At 48.4% G+C, this 21042-nt stretch carries 9 protein-coding genes; 8 read left to right on the top strand and 1 reads right to left on the bottom strand.

What is annotated here, in order from left to right; genetic code table 11:
- Window positions 1-64 precede the first annotated feature (64 nt).
- The 7 genes from HXT23_RS00250 (at window position 65) to HXT23_RS00280 (ending at window position 16979) form a co-directional block, all read left to right on the top strand.
- Window positions 65-2833, top strand: coding sequence for a TIM-barrel domain-containing protein (locus tag HXT23_RS00250; RefSeq protein ID WP_422112868.1), 2769 nt, complete (start codon window positions 65-67; stop codon window positions 2831-2833).
- Between the two features lie 637 nt (window positions 2834-3470).
- Window positions 3471-10658, top strand: coding sequence for a peptidase (locus HXT23_RS00255; protein WP_422112869.1), 7188 nt, complete (start codon window positions 3471-3473; stop codon window positions 10656-10658).
- An 801-nt stretch (window positions 10659-11459) separates the two neighbouring features.
- Window positions 11460-13328 carry a molecular chaperone DnaK gene (gene dnaK / locus HXT23_RS00260; protein WP_422112870.1) on the top strand — a complete coding sequence of 623 codons (1869 nt, stop codon included), beginning with the start codon at window positions 11460-11462 and terminating at the stop codon, window positions 13326-13328.
- Window positions 13328-14056 (top strand): nucleotide exchange factor GrpE, encoded by a 729-nt coding sequence (gene grpE / locus HXT23_RS00265; protein ID WP_422112871.1) that lies wholly within the window; start codon window positions 13328-13330, stop codon window positions 14054-14056. The genes dnaK and grpE overlap by 1 nt, the downstream gene beginning before the upstream one ends.
- Before the next feature lie 247 nt (window positions 14057-14303).
- Window positions 14304-15335: a DnaJ C-terminal domain-containing protein gene (locus tag HXT23_RS00270; RefSeq protein ID WP_422112872.1), complete on the top strand. Its 1032-nt coding sequence runs from the start codon at window positions 14304-14306 to the stop codon at window positions 15333-15335.
- Between the two features lie 95 nt (window positions 15336-15430).
- Complete coding sequence (locus HXT23_RS00275) at window positions 15431-16039, top strand: heat shock protein transcriptional repressor HspR (protein ID WP_016789920.1); 609 nt, start codon at window positions 15431-15433, stop codon at window positions 16037-16039.
- Between the two features lie 247 nt (window positions 16040-16286).
- Window positions 16287-16979 (top strand): HAD family hydrolase, encoded by a 693-nt coding sequence (locus HXT23_RS00280; RefSeq protein ID WP_422113060.1) that lies wholly within the window; start codon window positions 16287-16289, stop codon window positions 16977-16979.
- A gap of 192 nt (window positions 16980-17171) precedes the next feature.
- On the opposite strand, the gene HXT23_RS00285 is transcribed toward HXT23_RS00280, so the two are convergent.
- On the bottom strand, window positions 17172-19571 hold the full coding sequence (locus HXT23_RS00285) for a transglycosylase domain-containing protein (RefSeq protein ID WP_422112873.1): 2400 nt from the start codon (window positions 19569-19571) through the stop codon (window positions 17172-17174).
- Window positions 19572-19772: 201 nt separating this feature from the next.
- Between HXT23_RS00285 and HXT23_RS00290 the strand changes: the two genes are divergently transcribed.
- The gene (locus HXT23_RS00290) at window positions 19773-20915 is read left to right on the top strand and encodes an inositol-3-phosphate synthase (RefSeq protein ID WP_422112874.1); all 1143 of its coding nucleotides are present in this window, start codon (window positions 19773-19775) and stop codon (window positions 20913-20915) included.
- The last annotated feature ends 127 nt before the right edge of the window (window positions 20916-21042 follow it).

The raw sequence follows: 21042 nt of genomic DNA on the forward strand, positions 1-21042 counted from the left end.
GTAAGTAGAGAAGTCGCAAGTAGATGTTGCAAGTAGATGTTGCAAGTAGAAAAGGGCAAACCGAATGACTTTACAAGATGCGCACAATCCACAAGACGCGCACATTTTTTACGATTACGCTAAAAATCCGCTGTCTAAGGCAAAAGAATCGCAGGTTATAAGCGGCAAAAATTGGCGAATCACGTTAATCACGGATTCGCTTGTGCGCCTTGAGTGGAGCGAAAACGGCGAATTTGTAGACGCGCCTACGCAAACAGTTGTAAGGCGAAACTTCGAGGCTGGCACGCAGTTTGCCGCGGAAAAGTCGCAAGCAACCGAAGATGAGGCCTTGCGCGCTTTTAATCCAAAATCTTCTAATCCAAAATATAGTGTAAAAAACTTGGAAAATGGCTGGATAGAAGTCGAAACCGAAAAACTGTTGATTTCGTACAACCAGCAGCCGTTTAGCAAAGAGGGCTTGAGCATTGTTGTGCGCGGAGTGCCAGGCTCGCAATTCAACACATGGCATTACGGCGACGAATGCCACGGCAATTTGCTCGGAACGGCGCGAACAGTGGACGAGGCGGATGGTGCCGTAAAGCTTGGAATGGGCGTAATATCTCGCGACGGATGGGCCGTGTTAGACGATTCGCGCTCGGCACAAATCGCGTACGCGGCTGCTGTTTATGGAAAAGAAAACCCATACGGGGCATGGGTGGAGCCGCGCGCAAAGGCGAATGGCGGCGTGTCTGGAGAAAACTCTAAAGACTTATACTTCTTTGGCTACGGTCACAACTATATAGGCGCAATTCGCGACTTTTACAAGCTTACGGGCGCGCAGCCGCTTCTTCCGCGATTCGCGCTAAGCAACTGGTGGAGCAGGTACTACAGGTACAGTCAAGACGAATATTTGCAGCTGATGAGCCGATTTAAGCGCGAAGGCATACCGTTCTCTACTGCCGTAATCGACATGGATTGGCACGTAACGGATGTTGACCCAAAGTATGGTTCGGGATGGACTGGCTACACGTGGAACCGCGATTTGTTCCCAGATCATCGCGCGTTTTTGCGCCGACTTGCCAGCGAAGGGCTTGCCGTAACGCTTAATTTGCATCCGCGAGACGGTGTGCGCGCGTTTGAAGAAGACTATGCGCAAGTTGCGCGCGATATGGGAATTGACCCTGCAAGCTGCAAGGCAGTTGAGTTTGACCTTACAAATCCGCGCTTTTTGCGAGCATACCTAAACATGCATCGGCGCATGGAGAACGAGGGCGTTGGGTTCTGGTGGATTGACTGGCAGCAGGGCGGAGTTACAAAGCAGGCTGGCTTGGATCCGCTTTGGATGCTTAACCACGTGCATTACCAGGATTCGGGGCGCGGCGGCGCGTGGCCGCTTACGTTCTCGCGCTACGCGGGGCCTGGCTCGCACCGCTACCCAGTGGGATTTTCGGGAGATAGCGTAACAACGTGGGATTCGCTGGCTTTTCAAACTTACTTTACTTCTACGGCCTCCAACATTGGCTACGGCTGGTGGAGCCACGATATTGGCGGCCACATGCTTGGCGTGCGATGCGATGAGCTGGAGGCGCGCTGGTATGCGTTCGGCGCGTTTAGCCCGATTAATCGCCTTCACTCCAGCTGCTCGCCGTTTGCAGGCAAGGAGCCGTGGAACTTCCCTGCTGAGACGCGAAATGCAATGGTTAAAATGCTGCGACTTCGAGCGCAATTGCTGCCTTATTTGTACACGATGAACTATCGCGCGGCGGTTTGCGGCAGGCCAATTGTAGAGCCAATGTATTGGCAATCGCCAGAAACGCTTGCAGCGTACGAGATGCCGAACGAGTACCGTTTTGGCAGCCAGCTTGTTGTTGCGCCAATCGTTAGCAAGGGATGCGCGCAGGTTGAGCGCGGGTGCACTGCCGTTTGGCTTCCAGAAGGCGATTGGTACGATTTCTTTGACGGAAGGCGCTATGTTTCGCGCGGCGGTGCGGGTCGCAGATTTGAGGTTTGGCGAGGAATCGACCGCGTGCCAGCATTTGCGCGCGCTGGGGCTATTGTGCCAATGCAAGTTTTGCCGAGTGAAGCGGATTGCGCAAGTAGCGAGCAGGCTGCGGCGCATGTTAATAGCGTTGAAAATCCGCGATCTTTGCGCGTTCTTGCATTCCCAGGGGATTGCGGCGAGTTTGTTATGCGCGAAGATAATGGCCGCTTTGAAGATGCGTGCGCTGGGAAAACTGCCGATACGCGCATGGAGCTTATTTGGCGAGATGGCAATGGATCTACACAGTTTGTGATTGATGCAGCAAAAGGATGCGCTAGTGCCGTTTCTTCGCTGCCTTCTAAGCGCGATTGGAGCGTAGTATTTAGAGGCGTGGCTTGCCCAGACTTTGGCAAAATTCGCGTTTTTGTTGGGGAAAATCAGCTTGAATCTGACTCTGTAGAAGTTTTATATGAAGGCGAAGAGGGCGACTTAAGTCTTACTGTTTCTGTGCGCGATGTGCCTGTTGGCGATTGCGTGCGAGTGATTGTGGATGGCGGACTGTGCATTGCGCAAGACCCTAAGATTGGCGATTGCTACAGGTTGCTTTTACAAGCGCAAATGCCGTACCGCGGCAAGGAGATTGCTTTTGATGCGATTCGCCAAGCTGGCGGTAGCGCGAGTGCTATAAGTGAGCTTTGCACACTTGAGTACACTAGCGAGAGCGAGTTTGAGCGACATCAGCAAAGCGTTGACTTGACTAACGCGCATGCACCGCAGCACCCAGAGGTTGCTAAGTGGGCGCAATGGAAGTGCACGCTGCCTGACTCGGTTAAGCGCGCGCTTGAGGAGATTTTAATTCGCAGCGCGCTTTGATTGATCTTGGTGTAGTGCGCGAATCGACTTGCATGGGCGCTTTGACTGAGCTTGAAATTGCATAACGCGTTTTAAGCTCCTTCAAAGCGTGATTTGGCTCAAATGTAAAGTCCAGTGGACTTTACATGCGGCGAAGACGTTAGCGCGCTTAGACCGCGCTAACGATTGCCTGTCTTGTAGTGCGTTTGTACCTAAAATACGGCGTGTCGCCATACAAACGCACTACATAAACACGCAGAACTGTAGTGTGTTTGTACTGAATTTTGGTGTTTTTTGATACAAACGCACTACATAAAACTGGAGTTGTCTTATATACAAATGTTTAGATAATTAGGCTAAAAACGGCGCTTGGCGTGTTAAAATCGCAAGTGTTTTCTAAAAAATTATCTCGCAAAAACCCTTGAAATAAAAGGCCTGGGGGGGGGGGTATGTATCTCCAAAAGCTATAAACATTTGTTTATGTAGTGTCAAAAATATTCTCTAAATGTTATAATGACTTGTTAAAGATTGCTGCTCCTTTATAGTTGCACGCTATTGAAAATTAAATAACTACCTTTAGAGCTTATGACTTTTTGTCACTCGTGGTTAGAGCGTTCAAAACTTTTTGACTATTTGTTCTAATAGAAAGAAGAGGAAAATGACTACAAAATCTGGTAAGCACGCAAACAAGATTGCAAAGAATGCATTGGATTCTGCAGCTAACAATGGTGTTGCAAAGGCTGTTGATATGCGCAAAGTGGCTGCTCTTTCGGTTGGTGCTGCTGGCGTGATTGCTGGCGCGGCGATTGCTTTTGGCGCAACTCCTGCAATGGCTGCGGATGCTACTACTTCTACGCCTGTTGATACGACTACGCCTGCAAATATGCAGGATGTAACTGCTAAGAAGGATGATGAAAAGCAGAAGTCTGGTGAAAAGCAGCAGGCTGATGAGACTAATAAGCAGGCTGCAGATAGCACTTCTGCACCAGCTTCAACTCCTGCAGAAACCCCAGCTACCACTGCGTCAGCTCCAAAAGGTTCTGATCGCGCAGCTACACCTGCACCTACTCCAACAGTTAGCAGCGAGATAACGCTTTCAGAAGGAACAAAAGACACGCTGCCAAACATGTACGCATGGGGATCTTCCGACAATGTGTATATTGAAAAAGGGCAAAACCAAGCAGTAACCTTTAAATTTGCAAAACCTTCTGACGGTAGCACCATTACTAAGGTAGCTATTTTCCCATCTGATGGTAATACTGTTGATAATACTAAGAGTAGAAGGTTTCTTGAATATTATTCTGATTCTACTGAGCGTCAGCCGTATTCAGGTGAATATGCATTTGCTACAAACCCAGACGGCTCTGCTACTCTTACCATGAACAAACTTTATAGAAACAACAACATGGCTGCGGAAAAATATGCTGCCAACCGCTGCATCTATGTGTATGGTAAAGACAAGGAAGGTAAAGATGTCTTGCTGTACAAAACGAATATTGCGCGTGCAGCAACACTTGTTCCGCCTAAAACAGCTGGCTCAATTGTTTTGAAGTATAACCAAGAACTTACCGCGGAACAAATTCAGAATAAGCTCAAGGATGCTTTAGATGCTCCTACAGAAGCTACTGGTAAGAAGTCAGTCAACAATCAGATTATAGCTGCAAGTAAGTCTAATGGTGTGGGTGGTCGCACTGGAGAAAATGGTAAATTCGTTCAGACACCAGATGACCCTGAAAACAAGGTAATTATTAACGATCAGCGCGCATACAATCCAACTGAGCTTAAGCGCTTTAATACAACAACATCGAAACCTGGTGCTGCTGAAACAACGTACATAACTACGGTACAAACTCTTAAAACTCGCCTTATAACCGACACAGGTTATACTTCTGATGATTTGCCGCTTACGGTTGCGCGCTACGATGATCGCATTGACAAGCCGATTGTTGAGGACACTGACCCGTCCAAGGTGTCCGATGAAGTAAAAAACGAGATTAAAAAGAAGCTTGCACAGCTTAATCATGTGTCACAAGACAAGGTGACCATTGGCGATGACGGCACATTTACCATCAACTTCGACGGCGTGGATGCTGCGGACGCTCCTAAGATTCCTTTGCGCAACCTCGTGTTGAAGAAGCTTGAAGAAAAAGACATTACTGTTCCTGCAGCCGACAAAGCAACCGTTATTTACAATCCACTTGGCTACTCAAAAGCAGAGCTTGCGCGCATTAAGCAGTCGATTCTTGAAGCGAACAAAAATAATACAGATCTTGGCCTTACCAGCGTAAATCAAATTACGCTTTCGTACGTTGAAGGCGATACTGTCATTGGTCATGAAAATATAGGTATTTCGAACGGTCAGCAAGAAAACAAGATTACCGTTAAGATCAAGACCGATAAAGCCTATGCAGAGTTTACTTCTGACGTAAAGGCTGGCAAGCTCACGCGTTTGGTGGATATTCGCAAAGATTACGACGTCTCGTGGGAGCAGGATAAGAATAAGATTGACGGTCGCACCTCCGATGAGGGATTATCCTGGGGCAACGATAGCCATACCACTATCATTTACCGCTACGACCCAACTAAAGCAGAAGAGTTTGATACAACAAAGATTCTTGGTTTGCTCAAAGCTACGCCGAAGAAAGGTGCAGATGGCAAACCTCTCGTAGCTGGCTTGCGAGATCTTACAGGCGGCGAGCAGCTTGATCACGAAGATGTAAACGGTAAGCCACGCAAGTCGCACATGAAATACGCCCTTAAAGGTGACGAGCCAACTGGAGAGCTTTCGGTGGGCAATATGAGCGGTGCATACTGGATAGGCAACCAAAAGGTGAGCCATTCCGACGAAAAACTCGGCGATAATCAGTCGATTGCTGGACCGTATTCGTGGGATCCAGAAGCTGGCCCTGTAACAGTAGCTGGTAAGAAGGATAAGATTTACAAGGCGCGCTTGTTCGTTCAGCCGTATGCAATGACATACTACAAGGACGTGTATATGGAATCAGGGCGCAATCCAGGAAATACTGCAAAGGCAATCAACGTTATCTTTGTGCCGCAGACGAATCATAAGAAGGATGATCTTTCGAAGTCGATTGGTGAGCACAAGACTATTACTGTTGAAGGCAAGGATGTTCCAACCGAGTCTACGTACTACAACGCTTCTGACAAGAAGAAAGATGCGTACGACGAGGCGTTGAAGGAAGCTAAGAAGGCTTTGGAGCTTGCTGGTAATACAGAAGATTCCAAGCTTAGTGAGAATCTAAAGGCGCTCATCGATAACGCGACGATTAATCTTAACAAGGCACGTGCCGAGCTTGATGGTGATCCAACTAATAAAGACGGCTTGAACACCTCGATTGAGGCAAATGGCAAGCCTGCTCAAGGTCAAACTCCTGCGTCTGGTACGCAAGCAACTGATAGGTATAAGAACGTTACGGATCCTGACTTTAAGACAGACGATGGCAAGCCTGATACTACCAAGAACGATAAAGCTAAGGCTGCTAAAAAAGCTTATGATGAAGCGCTTCAAGCAGCTAAAGAACTAAAGGATGACGCCAACGCCACGCAAAAGGATGTTGATGCTGCCAAAGCTAAGCTTGACGCTGCACGCGCAAAGCTTAACGACTTTACCACTAGCAAAGACAAGCTGAACGCTGCCATCGCTGAGCATGGCAAGGTGAAGGATGGTAGGGATGCTCAAGGCACTCAAACGATTGCAAACGCTGACCCAGCTTATCAAAACGCAACTGAAAAAGAGCGTGAAGCATACGATGCTGCTGTAAAGAAGGCAAACGAACTTTCGGCCGATCCAAACGCTTCCCAAAAGGAAGTCAATGCCGCCATTGAAGCACTTGAGGCTGCTAAGAAGGCTCTTGACGCTAAAGCAACTGATAAGTCGCAGCTGATAGCTGCCGAAAAGCTCAGTTTCGATAATCCTGTTGCTAATGACCCAAGCAAGCAGAGCACCTTCTACAAGAATGCTCTTAACAAGAAAGATAACGGCGCTAACGATCAAGAAAAACAAGCTGCTAAAACTGCTGTTGAAAACTATGACAACGCGTTAGATAATGCGCGCAAGGTTCTTAAGAACGATAAAGCAACTCAGGCTGAAGTTGATGAGGCTAAAAAGAAGCTTGAAGCTGCTGAAAAAGTATTGCATGATACTTATGCAACTGACCCTAACGAACTTACGAAAGTGCTTGCGGATAACTTTAGCGGTTACCTGATGCCTGCATACTTTAACGCTTTTGATAAGGCGCAAGCTGGCGACGCAGATGCCAAGAAGGCATTCAAAGACTACAACGATGCTTATCAAAAAGCTAAGGAGCTTAAGAAGAATTTTGAGGCAACTGATCCGTCTAAGCAGCCAACTGCTACAGACATCGCCGATGCCAAGACAGCTCTTGAAGAAGCACGTAAAGTCATCGACAAGTATGCAACTAATACCAGCAGGCTTTCGGCAGCTGTGTTTAATGACCTTGCAATACAAAACAGCCCAGCGTATAAGAACGTATCCGCAGATGATGCAAGTGAAGCGGCAAAGGCTGCTAAGCAGAAGTATGATGATGCCGTAAAGAAGCTAAACCAGGCGCTTAATAAACAGATGCCTAGGGATAAGCAAGGTAATACAGAAATCCCAACTTCTAATACTCCTGATGTGAATATTGATGTTAATAATGCGAATGCATTGGATAATATTCAGGCACATGCGCAAGGTGAGCCTCTGGATAGGGATGTTGACGCTATCCTTAAGGAAATGAACGCTGCAGCTGCTGAGTTGAACAAGTTTGCAACCAAGACTGACGCTCTGCTTAAGTCTGTCAACGAGCATGACAATACTCAGCAGACGCCTGCATTCAAGAATGCAAATCATCCTGATTTCAAGCAAGCTGACGGAACTGATGATACTGCTAAGAATACTGCTGCTAAGGCAGCTGTAGATGCTTATGGTGACGCTCTCAACAAGGCAAAGGAATTGCTCAAGAATCCTGCTGCAACGCAGAAGGAAGTCAATGATGCGTTGAAGAAGCTTGACGATGCTCGCAAAGAGCTTGACAAGTACAACACCGACACCACCAAGCTCGATGAAAGCGTAAAGAAGCACGGCTCTACAGAGGGCGCTGCACCTACAGAAGGAACGCAAACTTCTGATGCGTATCGCAACGCGTCTGATCCTCACTTCTTAACCGCTGATGGCAAGCCTGATACGGATAAGAACGCGAAGGCTGCTGCAGCCAAGAAGGCGTATGACGAAGCTTTAACAAAAGCTCAGGAGCTTTTGAAGAAGCATGATGATGAATCCACGCCGCAAGACGCAAAGCCAACGCAGAAAGAAATTAACAAGGCGCTTAATGCTCTCGATGATGCTCGTACCAAGCTTGACACGTACAAGACTGATACCACTAAGCTTGAGGAAGAAACTAGGAAGTCTACTGCGGAGAATGCTCATGCTGCTACTGAAGGCGACTTCGAGTATACACCAGAGTTCAAGAACGCTCAGGCTAAGACGAGCAACGGTGTGGAAAACGCAGATGTTACTGCTTACAAAGAGGCTCTCAAGAAGGCTCGCGATCTTGCAAAGGCTGCTCATCCTACAGATCCAGCTGCGAAGAACAGTTCTCATCCAACGCAAAAGCAGATTAACGATGCGCTTGACGCACTTAAAGCAGCTAAGAAGCAGATTGAAGACAACTACAAGACGAATCTTGAAGCGTTGACTGCTGCCAAAGACTTTGCAGATGGTGATTTCAAGAAGACGCCTGAGTATAAGAATGCTGTTGCTAAGAAGACTGCTGGTGACCAAGGTGCTACAGCTGCCTTAGGTACAGATGGTGGCGACACGGGCTTCGACAATGTTCTGAAGAAAGTTGCCGAAAAGCTTAATGACGAAGATTGGAAGAAAAAAGCAACTCAAAAGCAAGTAAACGCTCTGCTTAAACAGCTCCAAGACGCTCAAGAGAAGATTGCAAAGGATTATAAGACTGATGCAATTAAGCTTGAACGTGAAGTAGGCGATAAAGATCAAGATGGCAAGCCAGTTGTTCCTCCGTTCGAGGCGTCGGTAACGTACAAGAACGCGCTTGCAAAGGCTGATACCGAAGAAGACAAAACTTCTGATAGCTCTGCCACTAAGAAGTTGGAAAATTATAATGCAAAGCTCAAAGCTGCGCAGGAACTCATCAACAAGGTGAATAACCCTGATCCAAACGCAAAGCCAGAAGATCGTCCAACGCAGAAGCAGGTTGATGATGCTCTTGCAGCTTTGAAGCAAGCTAAGAAAGACATTGACGACAACTTCAAGACCAAAGTCGATAAGCTCCAAAATGAAGTTGATGATAAAAACGAGGATGGCTCTGCGCGTACTCCAAAGTTTGAAGAATCAACTGAGTTTGCAAACCTTCAAGGAAAGACTAAGAATGGCAAAGAACCTGAGGATCTAACTGCCTATAAGCAGGCTTTGGCAAAGGCTAAGGAACTCATTAAGAAGAACACGGGCAAGATGACCGACCCTCAGGATCCGACTAAGGAAGTTGACGTTCCAAAGGATCAACTTCCAACTCAGAAGGAAGTTGACGAGGCTCAGAAGGCTCTTAAGGAAATCAAGGACAAGATTTGTGATAACTACAAGACCAATCCACACGACTTGTATGAAGAATTCGACAAGTCGAGGGACGGCAAAGACGATACGCGCAATGGCTTGTTTGATGATACTCCAGAGTTCAAGAACGCTGATGCTAAGAAGGATGCAGACGGTAAGGATAATACCGACATGGCGGCCTACAAGAAGGCTCTTGCCGATGCCAAGGCTCTGCTTGACAAGTTTGATCGTAAAACTGGCAAGCCAAAGCAAGGAGAAACTTCGCCAACTCAAAAGCAGCTTGACGACGCTCTAGACGCCTTGCAAGCCGCCAAGCAGAAGATTACTGACGGCTACAAGACTAATAAGACTGATTTGAACACTGAGGCTGGTAAAGATGGCGACTTTGCAAAGACGCCAGAATTCCAGAACGCTGCAGGAAGCCCAGAGGCAGACGCGTACAAGAAGGCGCTCGACGAAGCGAACAAGGTTCTTGGCGATAAGAACGCAACTCAGGCGCAGGTTGACGATGCTTTGAAGAAGCTTAAGCAAGCTAAGGATGACATTACAAGCAAGCACAAGACGGATAAGAACAAGCTCTACCAAGAGATGGGCAATGACCCTGAATTCCGCAAGTCGATTCCGTTCTTGATTGCAGATGGCAAGGATATAGCTGAGTACAACAAGGCACTGAACGAAGCAAATGCTGTGCTCGCGGATCCAAACGCTACCCAGGCTCAGGTTGATGAAGCGCTCAGAAAGTTGCAAGCTATAAAACAGAGGATACTTGACTTCTACAACTCGCTTGGTTCGAGTAGTGATGACGATTCCGATGGCGGCAGCACGGGCGCAAACAACGCGAATGCGAATGCGAACGCTGCGAACGCGGTTGATAAGTCTATGTTGCATGCCGAAGTGAATGGTGCTCTTGCGGACATTGCCAATGGCGCGGCGAATGGCGCTAAGGGCACGAAGGGCGCACTTGTAGACGCAAGCGTGATGAAGGAGTTTAATGATGCTCTAGAAAACGCTCGCCGCGTGCTCGCTGACCCGAACGCTACACAGGAGCAGGTTGAAGCTGCGACTATGCGACTTCGTGCGGCTCGTGCTGCGCTTAATGCAGCAAAGGCAAACAAGGGCAGCAACTCGCGTGGAAACATGGGAGTGCAAACTGGCGTTGATTCCGCAACGTTAAGCGCGTTCGCTGCCGTGTTTGTTGGGCTTGCAGGACTTGGAGTGTCTGCTAAGCGCCGTAAGCACGCTAGGTAGTTGGCTGCGATGCGCGCTTGCGCTTATGTCTGTTAGTAGCTAATAACTGATATAGCACAAAATGGCTTGGAGATAATCTTCAAGCCATTTTTGTTGCGCGCTCCGACATGCCTTTTCGCTTAAAGCGTAGCGCGAGAGGCGCTTTGACTGAGCTTGAAATTGCATAACGCATTTCAAGCTCCTTCAAAGCGTGATTTGGCTTAAGGCATAAAGTCCAGTGGACTTTATGCGCCAAATCAGCCGAGCGGCTACTAATAGCCGCGAGGAATAGAGCGCTGAGCCGCTCAAACGTAAAGTCCAGTGGACTTTACGTGCGGCGAAGACGTGAGCGCGCTGTAACGCGCGAGCGGTATCTCCTATTTGGTATTGCGCGAGGTTTGAGTATTTCTCTCCTCGCAGGCGCGCCAATCTGCCTTCGAGCTTAGAGCGTAGCGCGAGAAGGCAATTTGGAGCGCTGAGCAGCTCAAGGTAGAAGCACTGCTTCTGCGCTGCGAAGACGTGAGCGCGGCTAATCCGCGCGAGCGATTTGACGGGTTTTGTACCAAATTTGACCTAAATCACGTACAAAAAGCGGAAAATAATACGCGCAACACCAAGTAAGGAAGGCGCGCTCGCTGCGCAAAGTTGAGTGGGGGAGTATTAAGTTTTTGCGAAACGCGCGCAAAAATGCTTGACTTTAATAACTTGAGTGTGTTAGACTCAAGTTTTGTAAAAAGAAAAAGCGGCTAGTCGCAAGGCTGGCTGCCAAGAATTTGAGTACATAGATTAAAAGGTACATAGATAAGATAGCTAGGAGATATTATGGGACGCGCAGTAGGTATTGATTTAGGAACAACGAACTCCTGCATTGCAACGCTTGAAGGCGGCAGCCCAACAGTTATTGTTAACGCAGAAGGTGCGCGTACAACACCGTCCGTGGTGGCTTTCAGCAAGTCGGGAGAAATCTTGGTTGGCGAAGTCGCTAAGCGTCAGGCTGTAACAAACGTTGACCGCACGATTAGCTCCGTAAAGCGCCATATGGGTACGGATTGGTCCGTTGAGATTGATGGCAAGAAGTGGACTCCGCAAGAGATTTCTGCTCAGGTTTTAATGAAGTTGAAGCGCGATGCAGAAGCCTACCTTGGCGAGCCGGTAACCGATGCCGTTATTACATGCCCAGCATACTTCAACGATGCTCAGCGTCAGGCAACTAAGGATGCAGGTAAGATTGCAGGCTTGAACGTGCTGCGTATTATTAACGAACCAACTGCTGCTGCATTGGCTTATGGCCTTGAAAAAGGCAAGGAAGACGAGCGCATTTTGGTGTTCGACTTGGGTGGCGGTACTTTCGATGTGTCGCTTCTTGAGATTGGTAAGGATGACGACGGCTTCTCTACAATCCAGGTACAGGCCACTAATGGAGATAACCACTTGGGTGGCGATGACTGGGACCAGAAGATTATTGACTGGCTTGTTAGCGAAGTTAAGAACAAGTACGGTGTTGATTTGAGCAAGGATAAGATTGCTTTGCAGCGCTTGAAGGAGGCTGCTGAGCAGGCAAAGAAGGAGCTTAGCTCTTCAACATCTACCTCGATTTCTATGCAGTACTTGGCAATGACTCCAGACGGCACTCCAGTGCATTTGGATGAGACTTTGACTCGCGCTCACTTTGAGGAGATGACCTCCGACTTGCTCGGTCGCTGCCGTACGCCATTTAACAACGTGCTTTCCGATGCTGGCATCTCCGTAAGCCAGATTGATCACGTGGTGCTTGTTGGTGGTTCTACTCGTATGCCAGCCGTCAAGGAGCTTGTAAAGGAACTTACGGGCGGTAAGGAAGCTAACCAGTCCGTGAATCCAGATGAGGTTGTGGCTGTTGGCGCAGCTGTGCAGTCGGGCGTTATTAAGGGAGACCGCAAAGACGTTCTGCTTATTGACGTAACTCCACTTTCTTTGGGCATTGAAACCAAGGGTGGAATTATGACGAAGCTTATTGAGCGTAATACCGCAATCCCAACTAAGCGATCTGAGGTGTTCTCTACTGCAGAAGACAATCAGCCATCCGTGTTGATTCAGGTATACCAGGGCGAACGCGAGTTTGCGCGCGATAACAAGCCTCTCGGCACTTTTGAGTTGACTGGTATTGCTCCAGCTCCTCGTGGCGTTCCACAAATCGAAGTGACTTTCGACATTGATGCTAACGGCATTGTGCACGTTTCTGCTAAAGATAAGGGCACAGGCAAGGAACAGTCCATGACGATTACGGGCGGTTCTGGCTTGCCAAAGGACGAGATTGACCGCATGGTTAAAGAGGCGGAAGCTCACGAAGCGGAAGATAAGAAGCGCAAGGAAGAAGCGGATACTCGCAACCAGGCAGAATCCTTTGCTTACCAGACTGAAAAGCTTGTTAACGACAATAAGGATAAGCTTTCCGACGAAATCTCTAAGGAAGTTACCGAAAAGGTGAATGCTTTGAAGGAAGCTTTGAAGGGTGATGACGTTGAGAAGATTAAGAGTGCGCAAAGCGAGCTTATGACGTCTGCGCAGAAGATTGGTCAGCAGCTTTACGCTCAGCAGGGTGCCGCTGGTGCTGGTTCTGCATCTGATGCAAATGCAGGTGCCTCTAAAGATGACGACGTGGTTGACGCCGAAGTGGTGGACGACGACAAGGACGATAAGGACAACAAGTAATGTCCGAGTTTAACGCCAACGACTACTTGAGCGGTTTGGAAGACGTGCCGTCGGCGGCTGGCGATTCGTGTGCGGCAGATAGCGCTGCAGATGGTGTTGCGGCGCATGAGGAAACTCATGAAGCAAAGCACGCTGCTGCTAACGCGGATGCGGCTGCTAACGCGGATGCTGCTGCTAGCGCAGCCGCCGACACGGAAAAGTCGCAAGCAACCGCAGATGAATCCAACGCGCGCAAATCTCAAGAAAATGACAATTCTGTAGACGCTCAAAGCAGCGAAGACGATTCCTTAACACCTCTTGGCAAAGCCAAAAAAGAGGCGGCGGATTATTTGGAAGCGTTGCAACGCGAGCGAGCAGAGTTCATTAACTTCCGCAACCGCGCAGCCAAAGAGCAAGATCGATTTAGGCAGCATGGAATAACAGACGTGCTTACGGCTTTATTGCCAGCTTTAGACGACATTGATAGGATTCGCGAACACGGCGCAATGGACGATTCGTTCAAGGCTGTGGCCGCAAAATTAGACAAGGCGTTTGAAAAGTTTGGCGTAGAAAAGTTTGGCGAAAAGGGCGAAGACTTTGACCCGACTAAGCACGATGCGATTCTACACAAGCCAGATGCGAATGCTACGAAGGAAACGGTTGATGTTGTTGTTGAATCGGGCTACAGGATTGGAGATCGAGTGATTCGCGCTGCAAGAGTTGTAGTGGCGTCTCCAAGTAATGAGTAGTAGTGTGCGCAGTGTAAAACAGTGTGAAACAATGCGTGAAACATCGCTAATGTCAGCGCTTGTTTGGATTGTTTAGCTCGCGCATTTCGTCAAATGTTTACTTATGCAAGTCCCATGCCTACTCGTGTTGGCGGTTTAGATTCTAAGCAGCTAGCGCGAGTAGGTTATTTAGATACAAGCTATAGATATAAGCTATAGATATAAGTTGTTTAGTAAATGCCAGTGGCTCAAAGAAAAAGGAGCTTAAATGGCTGAGAATGAATGGCTAGCCAAAGATTTTTACAAGGTTCTCGGCGTCTCTAAAGATGCCGACGAAGACACAATCACAAAAGCGTACAGAAAACTCGCTAGAAAATATCACCCAGACTTAAACAAAACTAAAGAAGCAGAAGAAAAATTCAAAGACGTATCCGAAGCGTATGACGTTTTGAAAGATAAGCAGATGCGCGCTCGCTACGATGCGATTCGCCAATTCGGTGCAGGCGGAGCAAGATTCGCTGGCGGCGCTGGCGCAGGTGGATTCGACGCAAGCGGATTCAGCGACATTTTCTCGTCGATGTTTGGCGGATCGCCAATGGGCGGCGGCTCACGAGTGCGATTCTCCACAAGCGGCGCGGGCCCAGATATGGGCAATATATTCTCCATGTTTACAGGCGGCGCGGGCGCGTCGCAAGCAGGATTTGGCGGAGCAGATTACGAGCAGTACGCTCAATCTGCTCAATCTGCTACGCAAAACGTGCCTGAACGTGGTGAAGACATTACAACGTCTATAAAACTAACGTTTAAGCAGGCGTTTAAAGGCGCTACAGTTTCGCTTCGATCGGGCGGAGAATCGTTCAAAACTCACATTCCTGCAGGCGTAAAAGACGGGCAAAAAATACGCCTAAAGTCAAAAGGTAAGCCAGGAAAGTTTGGCGGCGCTTCTGGAGACATGTATTTGCAAGTGCAAGTGGAAAAGTCGGAGCAATTCTCGATTGAAGGATGCGATTTAGTGGCCACTTTGCCGCTCACTTTAAGCGAAGCTGTGCACGGAGCAAAAGTCACGCTTAAAAACGTAGACGGCGAGTCGATTGTGTTTAAGGTGCCATCTGGAACTTCGAGCGGCAGCAGAATACGCGTAGAAGGCGCAGGCGTGCCAGGCAAAAATGGCGCGTTTGTTGGAATTGCGCAAATACATGTTCCAAAAAAGCCAACAATGGCGGTAAAACATGCTGCAAAAGAGTTTGAAAAGGCGTGTGGCGAAGATTACGAGCAAGAAGTGAAGGATTTGCGCGCATAGCAACAAATCGCTTAGCGTTTGTGTTTGCGTATGCGATTGCTCGTAGTCGTAGCAATTGCTCGTGGGAATAGCGTTTGCGTGTAGAAAGGAAAGTAATGGCTAGGTTGGATCGCCAAATTAGGGCGCTGTATGAGATGTGTGCAGTGGCGCTAGTGCGCGGAAATGCAACGCTTGACGGCGCGGACGAAGTGGGCTTTAAAATCGACATGCCGATTTTTACCGTGAGTCACGTAGCCAACCTAACCGACACGCATCCGCAAACGCTTAGGCAGTACGATAGATTGCGTTTGATTATGCCGCAGCGCACAGAAGGCGGAGCCAGAAGATACTCGCTTAGAGACATAGATAGGCTTGTGCAAACGCAAAAGCTGAGCCAAGAAAACGGCGTGAATCTTGCTGGGATTATGCGGATTTTGGAGCTTCAAGAAGAAAATCGCCAGCTTAAAAGGCAAGTGAGGCGCTTAGTTGACGAGGCGGCGAGTGCGGAGCGAAACATTTTTGCGGCGAGTGCAGACGGAAACATTGTAGAGGTTCAGCGCTCGCAGCGCGCAAAGGATTGGCGCCGAGATATTCGCGTGCCTCAGCGCGAGTTGACGTCGTCTTATGCAAGAGACAATAATGGCGATTCGCAATATAATGATTATGCGAGCAATGATTTAGAAGACGATAGGTCGATTGTTTTGTGGCGCGCGTTTGGTCTATAGCGATTACGCTAACAAGTGCCTATATAAACATTAGTTTAGATTTTTCTAAATACTAGTCAAATGCTTAAATAGATGGTGGATATGTGGATAATCGCAAAATCATATGCGCAAATAAGTGCATAAGTGGATAAGTATTATAAGAATATAAGAAAATAAGTGTATAAGTGGATAAAGGGGATTAATGGTAACGAGCGCAACCGAGGAAAATGCATTGACAGAGTTAGCTGCAGAAAAATCGGCAATTGAGATGGCAGCTGCGGCAAATCGCAAGTTGGCAGCAGTTTTTTGGGATATGGACGGCACGCTAATCGACTCAGAGCCGTATTGGCACGAGTCCGAAATCCAAATCGCAAAGAAACACGGCGGCGAGTGGAGCGAAGAGCTTGCATGGCAATACTCGGGCGGCTCTCTAAAAGACGTTGCCGAAGCTATGATTGCGCGCGGAACAAAGATGGGCGTTGAAGAAATTGGCAACGCAATGGTGGACTATGTTGCCGAGCGCGAAAGCGTGGAAGTTCCATGGGTGCCAGACGTTCTAGATCTTTTGCAAAAGCTTGCCGACGCAAAAATCCCTTCGATTTTAGTGAGCAATTCGCCAAGGCGACTTGTTGAAAACATTGTGAACCATGCGCCAAAAGGAGCGTTTGCTGGTTTTGTTTGCGGAGACGATGGGTATGCTACAAAGCCAAGCCCCGAGCCGTATTTGGCTGCAGGTAGGCTGCTTGGCATTAGCGCGCAAAACATGAAGTATTGCATTGCGATTGAGGATTCGTTCGCAGGACTAAAGTCGGCAGCGGCTTCGGGGGCGACCACTCTTGCGCAAAGAGCGTATTCTAACTTAGACGTTAGCGGCGGGCCGCAGTTTGCAGACTTAGACGGCTACAAAGACCTTACGCCGCAAGCGCTTGAGCGCTACATTATTGATCGCATTGCGCAGTAGCGCGCCAACCTGCCTTTTCGCTTAGAGCGTAGCGCGAAAAGGCAATTCGGAGCGCTGAGCTTGCTTAAGGTTGAAAGCACAGTGTGCTTTCAACGCAAGCGAAGACGTTCGCGCGCTTAGACCGCGCGAACGATGTGACGGATTTTGTAGCTCTAAACGGTGTGTTGAACAACAAACTCGGGAAAATACGGATTAATCGCCGCCGCCACTTTGCGTTTGGTTAGCTCCGCCGCTTCCAGAAGATGATGCTGCGCCAGACCCATCGCCAGCGCTTCCGCCGCCTACAGTAGTGCCACTGCCGGCCGAGCCGTTGTTACCATTCGCCCCAGAACCATTCGCGCCATCTTCACTACTCGCGCCATTTTCGCCACTTGCACTATCTGCTTTATCTTTATCTTTAGCTTTATCCTTATCTTTGCTACTCGAACTATCTTCCTTATTTTCGTTATTCGCAACTTCGCTATCGTCGTCCGCAAATTCGTGCTTGCTTCCGCCAAGCCCCCAAGTGCCGTCTTCACCGCCAATTTTGCCGTTATCTTTAGCTTCTGGGAACTTTTCCGCAGCCGTTCCAGCCAGCGCCGCACGCATGTACCTTGTAAACAAATGCGCAGAATACCCAATTCCACCAGGGTATCCTCGGAAAGTTGGAACAGGCAAAGGATTTCCTTGCGCATCTGGGTGCCAAATAGCAAACACAGTCAAAACACTCGGCGTAAATCCAACAAAACTACACGCCGAAGCATCGTTAGCGGTTCCCGACTTTCCAGCAATCGGCTTTCCAACGCCCCTAACTTCTGGCGAAGTACCGTATTGCACAACGCCTTGCATGGCCTTAATAGCAAGCGCCATGTCTGCCGCAGCAAACACCTGCTTTCCAACGGTTGGCGCCCTATAAAACTCTTTACCGTCTGGGTTCTTAACGCTAGAAACAATGTGCAAATCTGGCCTGCGCCCCTGGTTTGCAATCGTGGAATACGCGCGCGCAATCTCACTAATATGCACAGGGTCGTTTCCAAGAACCGTAAACGGATTCTTGCCGTTAACGCGCTGCGCATTTAGTCCAGCCAGAACAGCCGTATTTGCCACGCCTTTTTGCCCTAGCTTTTCTTGCAAAGCCATAAATGGCGTGTTTACAGAGTTTGCTGTTGCTTTATAAAGGTTGATTATTCCCCAATTTGTGTTTGCAAAGTTGTTTACTGGCTTGTCGATTCCCTTAAACTTTAGCCCAGTATTTCCATTAAACAGCGTGTTTAGGTTTGTTCCAGCCTGAATCGCGCCAATCAGCGCAAACGGCTTCATGGTACTTCCAGGCTCGTAAAGCGCTTGAGTGGCGTTATTTAGCGGCTTAGAAAGGTAGTCGTCGCCCGCGTACACAGATATAATCGACCCATCTTTAGGATTTACGCTCATTGCGCCCGTTTGCACTCCTTGCGGCGTAATTCCGCGCGCGCCAGCAGTCGGGCTTGCAACGTTAAACATTAAATCTTGCTTAGCTTTGTCGATTGTTGTAATAATGCGGTATCCGCCTGTGTCTAGGTCTTCTTTTGTAAACGCGCCGCCGCTTGTAAGCTCGCTGCGAACCATTTGCAAAAGGTATCCTTGCGGCCCCGCGTACATGTTTTGCTTGGTTTGATTAATGGTTTGCGGCATTTTAGCGTTTTTGTATTCTTCGCTTGTAATGTACTTGTCTTTAAGCATGATTCTTAGCACGCGCTTGAATCGAATATTCGCCTCTCTAGGCATGATTGCAGGGTCCCAGCTGCTTGGCGCAGGGATTATTCCAGCAAGCATTGCCGCTTGAGATAGCGTAAGATCCTTCGCTTCCACGCCAAAGTACGCTTTTGCTGCCGCCTGGATTCCGTACGCTCCGCGGCCCAGATAAATCGTGTTCATGTAATTGCATAGAACGGTGTTTTTGTCTTGTGTTTGCGCGATTTTTAGCGCAAGAATGGCCTCGTGCAGCTTTCCTAAATACGTTTTTGTTTCACCAAGATAGTAGCGTTCCGCGTATTGTTGCGTAATCGTAGAGCCGCCCCATCTGCCTTTAGACGTTACGTTGTGGATTATTGCGCGCCCAATTCCCTTAAGATCGATTCCGCCGTCTTTGTAGAATGACCTGTTTTCGCTTGCGATTATTGCGTTTCCAACATACGGTTTTAGAACAGAGCAGTTTATGATTTCGCGATTTTGCTCTGCAAAGCTGCCGATTTCCGTTTTTCCGTCCGCGTAGTATACCTTTGTTTTATCCGCCATTGCGATTTTGTCTGGCTGTGGAATGTCTGTTGTTACGTACATCCACGCAACCGTTAGAATTCCAAGGATTATTGGCGTAAAAACTACGATTAGTGCCCAAAATAGAATCGGGTGTTTTGTTCTAAAGTTTTTTTGGATTCTTCTGTGGCTTCTGCGATTGTATGGTTGATTGTATGGTCGCCTTGCGCTTCCGCCGTTTCTTCCGCTGTTTCTTCCGCCGTTTCTTGCGCCTGCTCTGTTGCCTGCGCCGTTGCCAGCAGCATCGCCAGCGCCCGCGCTTCTTACGGTGCGCCTTGTGCTAGAAGAGTGCGAATTTCGTCTATAACTATTTGCAACCATATAATCCAAGTTAGCGCTTGGCGAGGAACTTTAATCATATTTAACGAGGAATTTTAATCGTACGCAACATCATACCTAAATCATACATAACGCGGAATTTTAATCATACTTAATATCGTATGTAATATTTGTAAAAGCTAGTATTATAAAAGTGTATTAGTGCGGCGTTTTTGTGCCGATGATTTTTGTTAAGGAGTTTATATGAGTATCCGCGTTGCCATTGCCGGTGTTGGCAATTGTGCTTCGTCGTTAGTTCAGGGCGTTGAATACTACAAGAATGCCAATGATGGCGATAAAATTCCAGGATTAATGCATGCTGTTTTTGGGCAATATCGCGTGCGAGACATTGAGTTTGTAGCCGCTTTCGATGTTGACGCTTTAAAAGTTGGTCATGACTTAAGCGAGGCGATTTATGCTTCTCAAAACAACACGATTCGCTTTGCAGACGTGCCTAATCTTGGAGTTACAGTGCAGCGCGGCCCTACTTACGATGGCTTGGGCGACTACTACAAGCAAATGATTGAGGAGTCTAAGGAAGAGCCTGTAAATGTTGCAGCGGTTTTGCGCGATTTGCACGTAGACGTGCTTGTTTCTTACTTGCCAGTTGGCTCCGAGCAGGCAGATAAGGCGTATGCTACGGCGGCTATGGAAGCTGGATGCGCGTTTGTAAATTGCCTTCCTGTTTTTATTGCTTCCGACCCAGTTTGGGCGCAAAAATTCCGCGATGCAGGCGTTCCGATTATTGGCGACGATATTAAAAGCCAGGTTGGAGCTACGATTACGCACCGAGTTATGGCGCGACTTTTTGAAGATAGAGGAGTGCGTTTGGACCGCACTTACCAGCTTAATGTTGGCGGAAACATGGACTTTATGAACATGTTGCAGCGCTCTAGGCTTGAGTCGAAGAAGATTTCTAAGACGCGCGCGGTTACTTCGATTGTTCCGCACGATATGGATGACCACAACGTGCACATTGGCCCTTCGGATTATGTTGCTTGGCTTGACGACCGCAAGTTTGCGTTTGTGCGCTTGGAGGGCACCACTTTTGGCGATGTTCCGCTTAGCTTGGAGTACAAGCTTGAGGTGTGGGATTCGCCTAATTCTGCAGGCATTGTTATAGACGCTGTGCGCGCGGCGAAGATTGCGCTGGATCGCAAGCTTTCGGGCCCTATTTTGGCTCCTAGCTCTTACTTTATGAAGTCGCCAGCTGTTCAGCACGAAGATAGTGAGGCGCGCGAACTTGTTGAGCGCTATATTGCTGGAGATGTTGAGGCAGACGAGTCGCAGCTTAATGCGGATGTTGAGGATGCAAAGAAGAGCGGTAAAAGCGTGTGGCGCGCCTAGCGGCGTGTCTAACGGTGCGGTTACTTGCGACTTGTGATTGTGTCTAGCGATGCATCTTGTTGCGCGCTCCATCTTCGGTTGCTTGCGACTTGCGCTCGGCTTGCGCTCGACTTTTATCCAGAATCGT

The organism is Gardnerella sp. DNF00257, assembly GCF_049262745.1.
GTDB classification, from domain to species: Bacteria; Actinomycetota; Actinomycetes; order Actinomycetales; family Bifidobacteriaceae; genus Bifidobacterium; species Bifidobacterium piotii.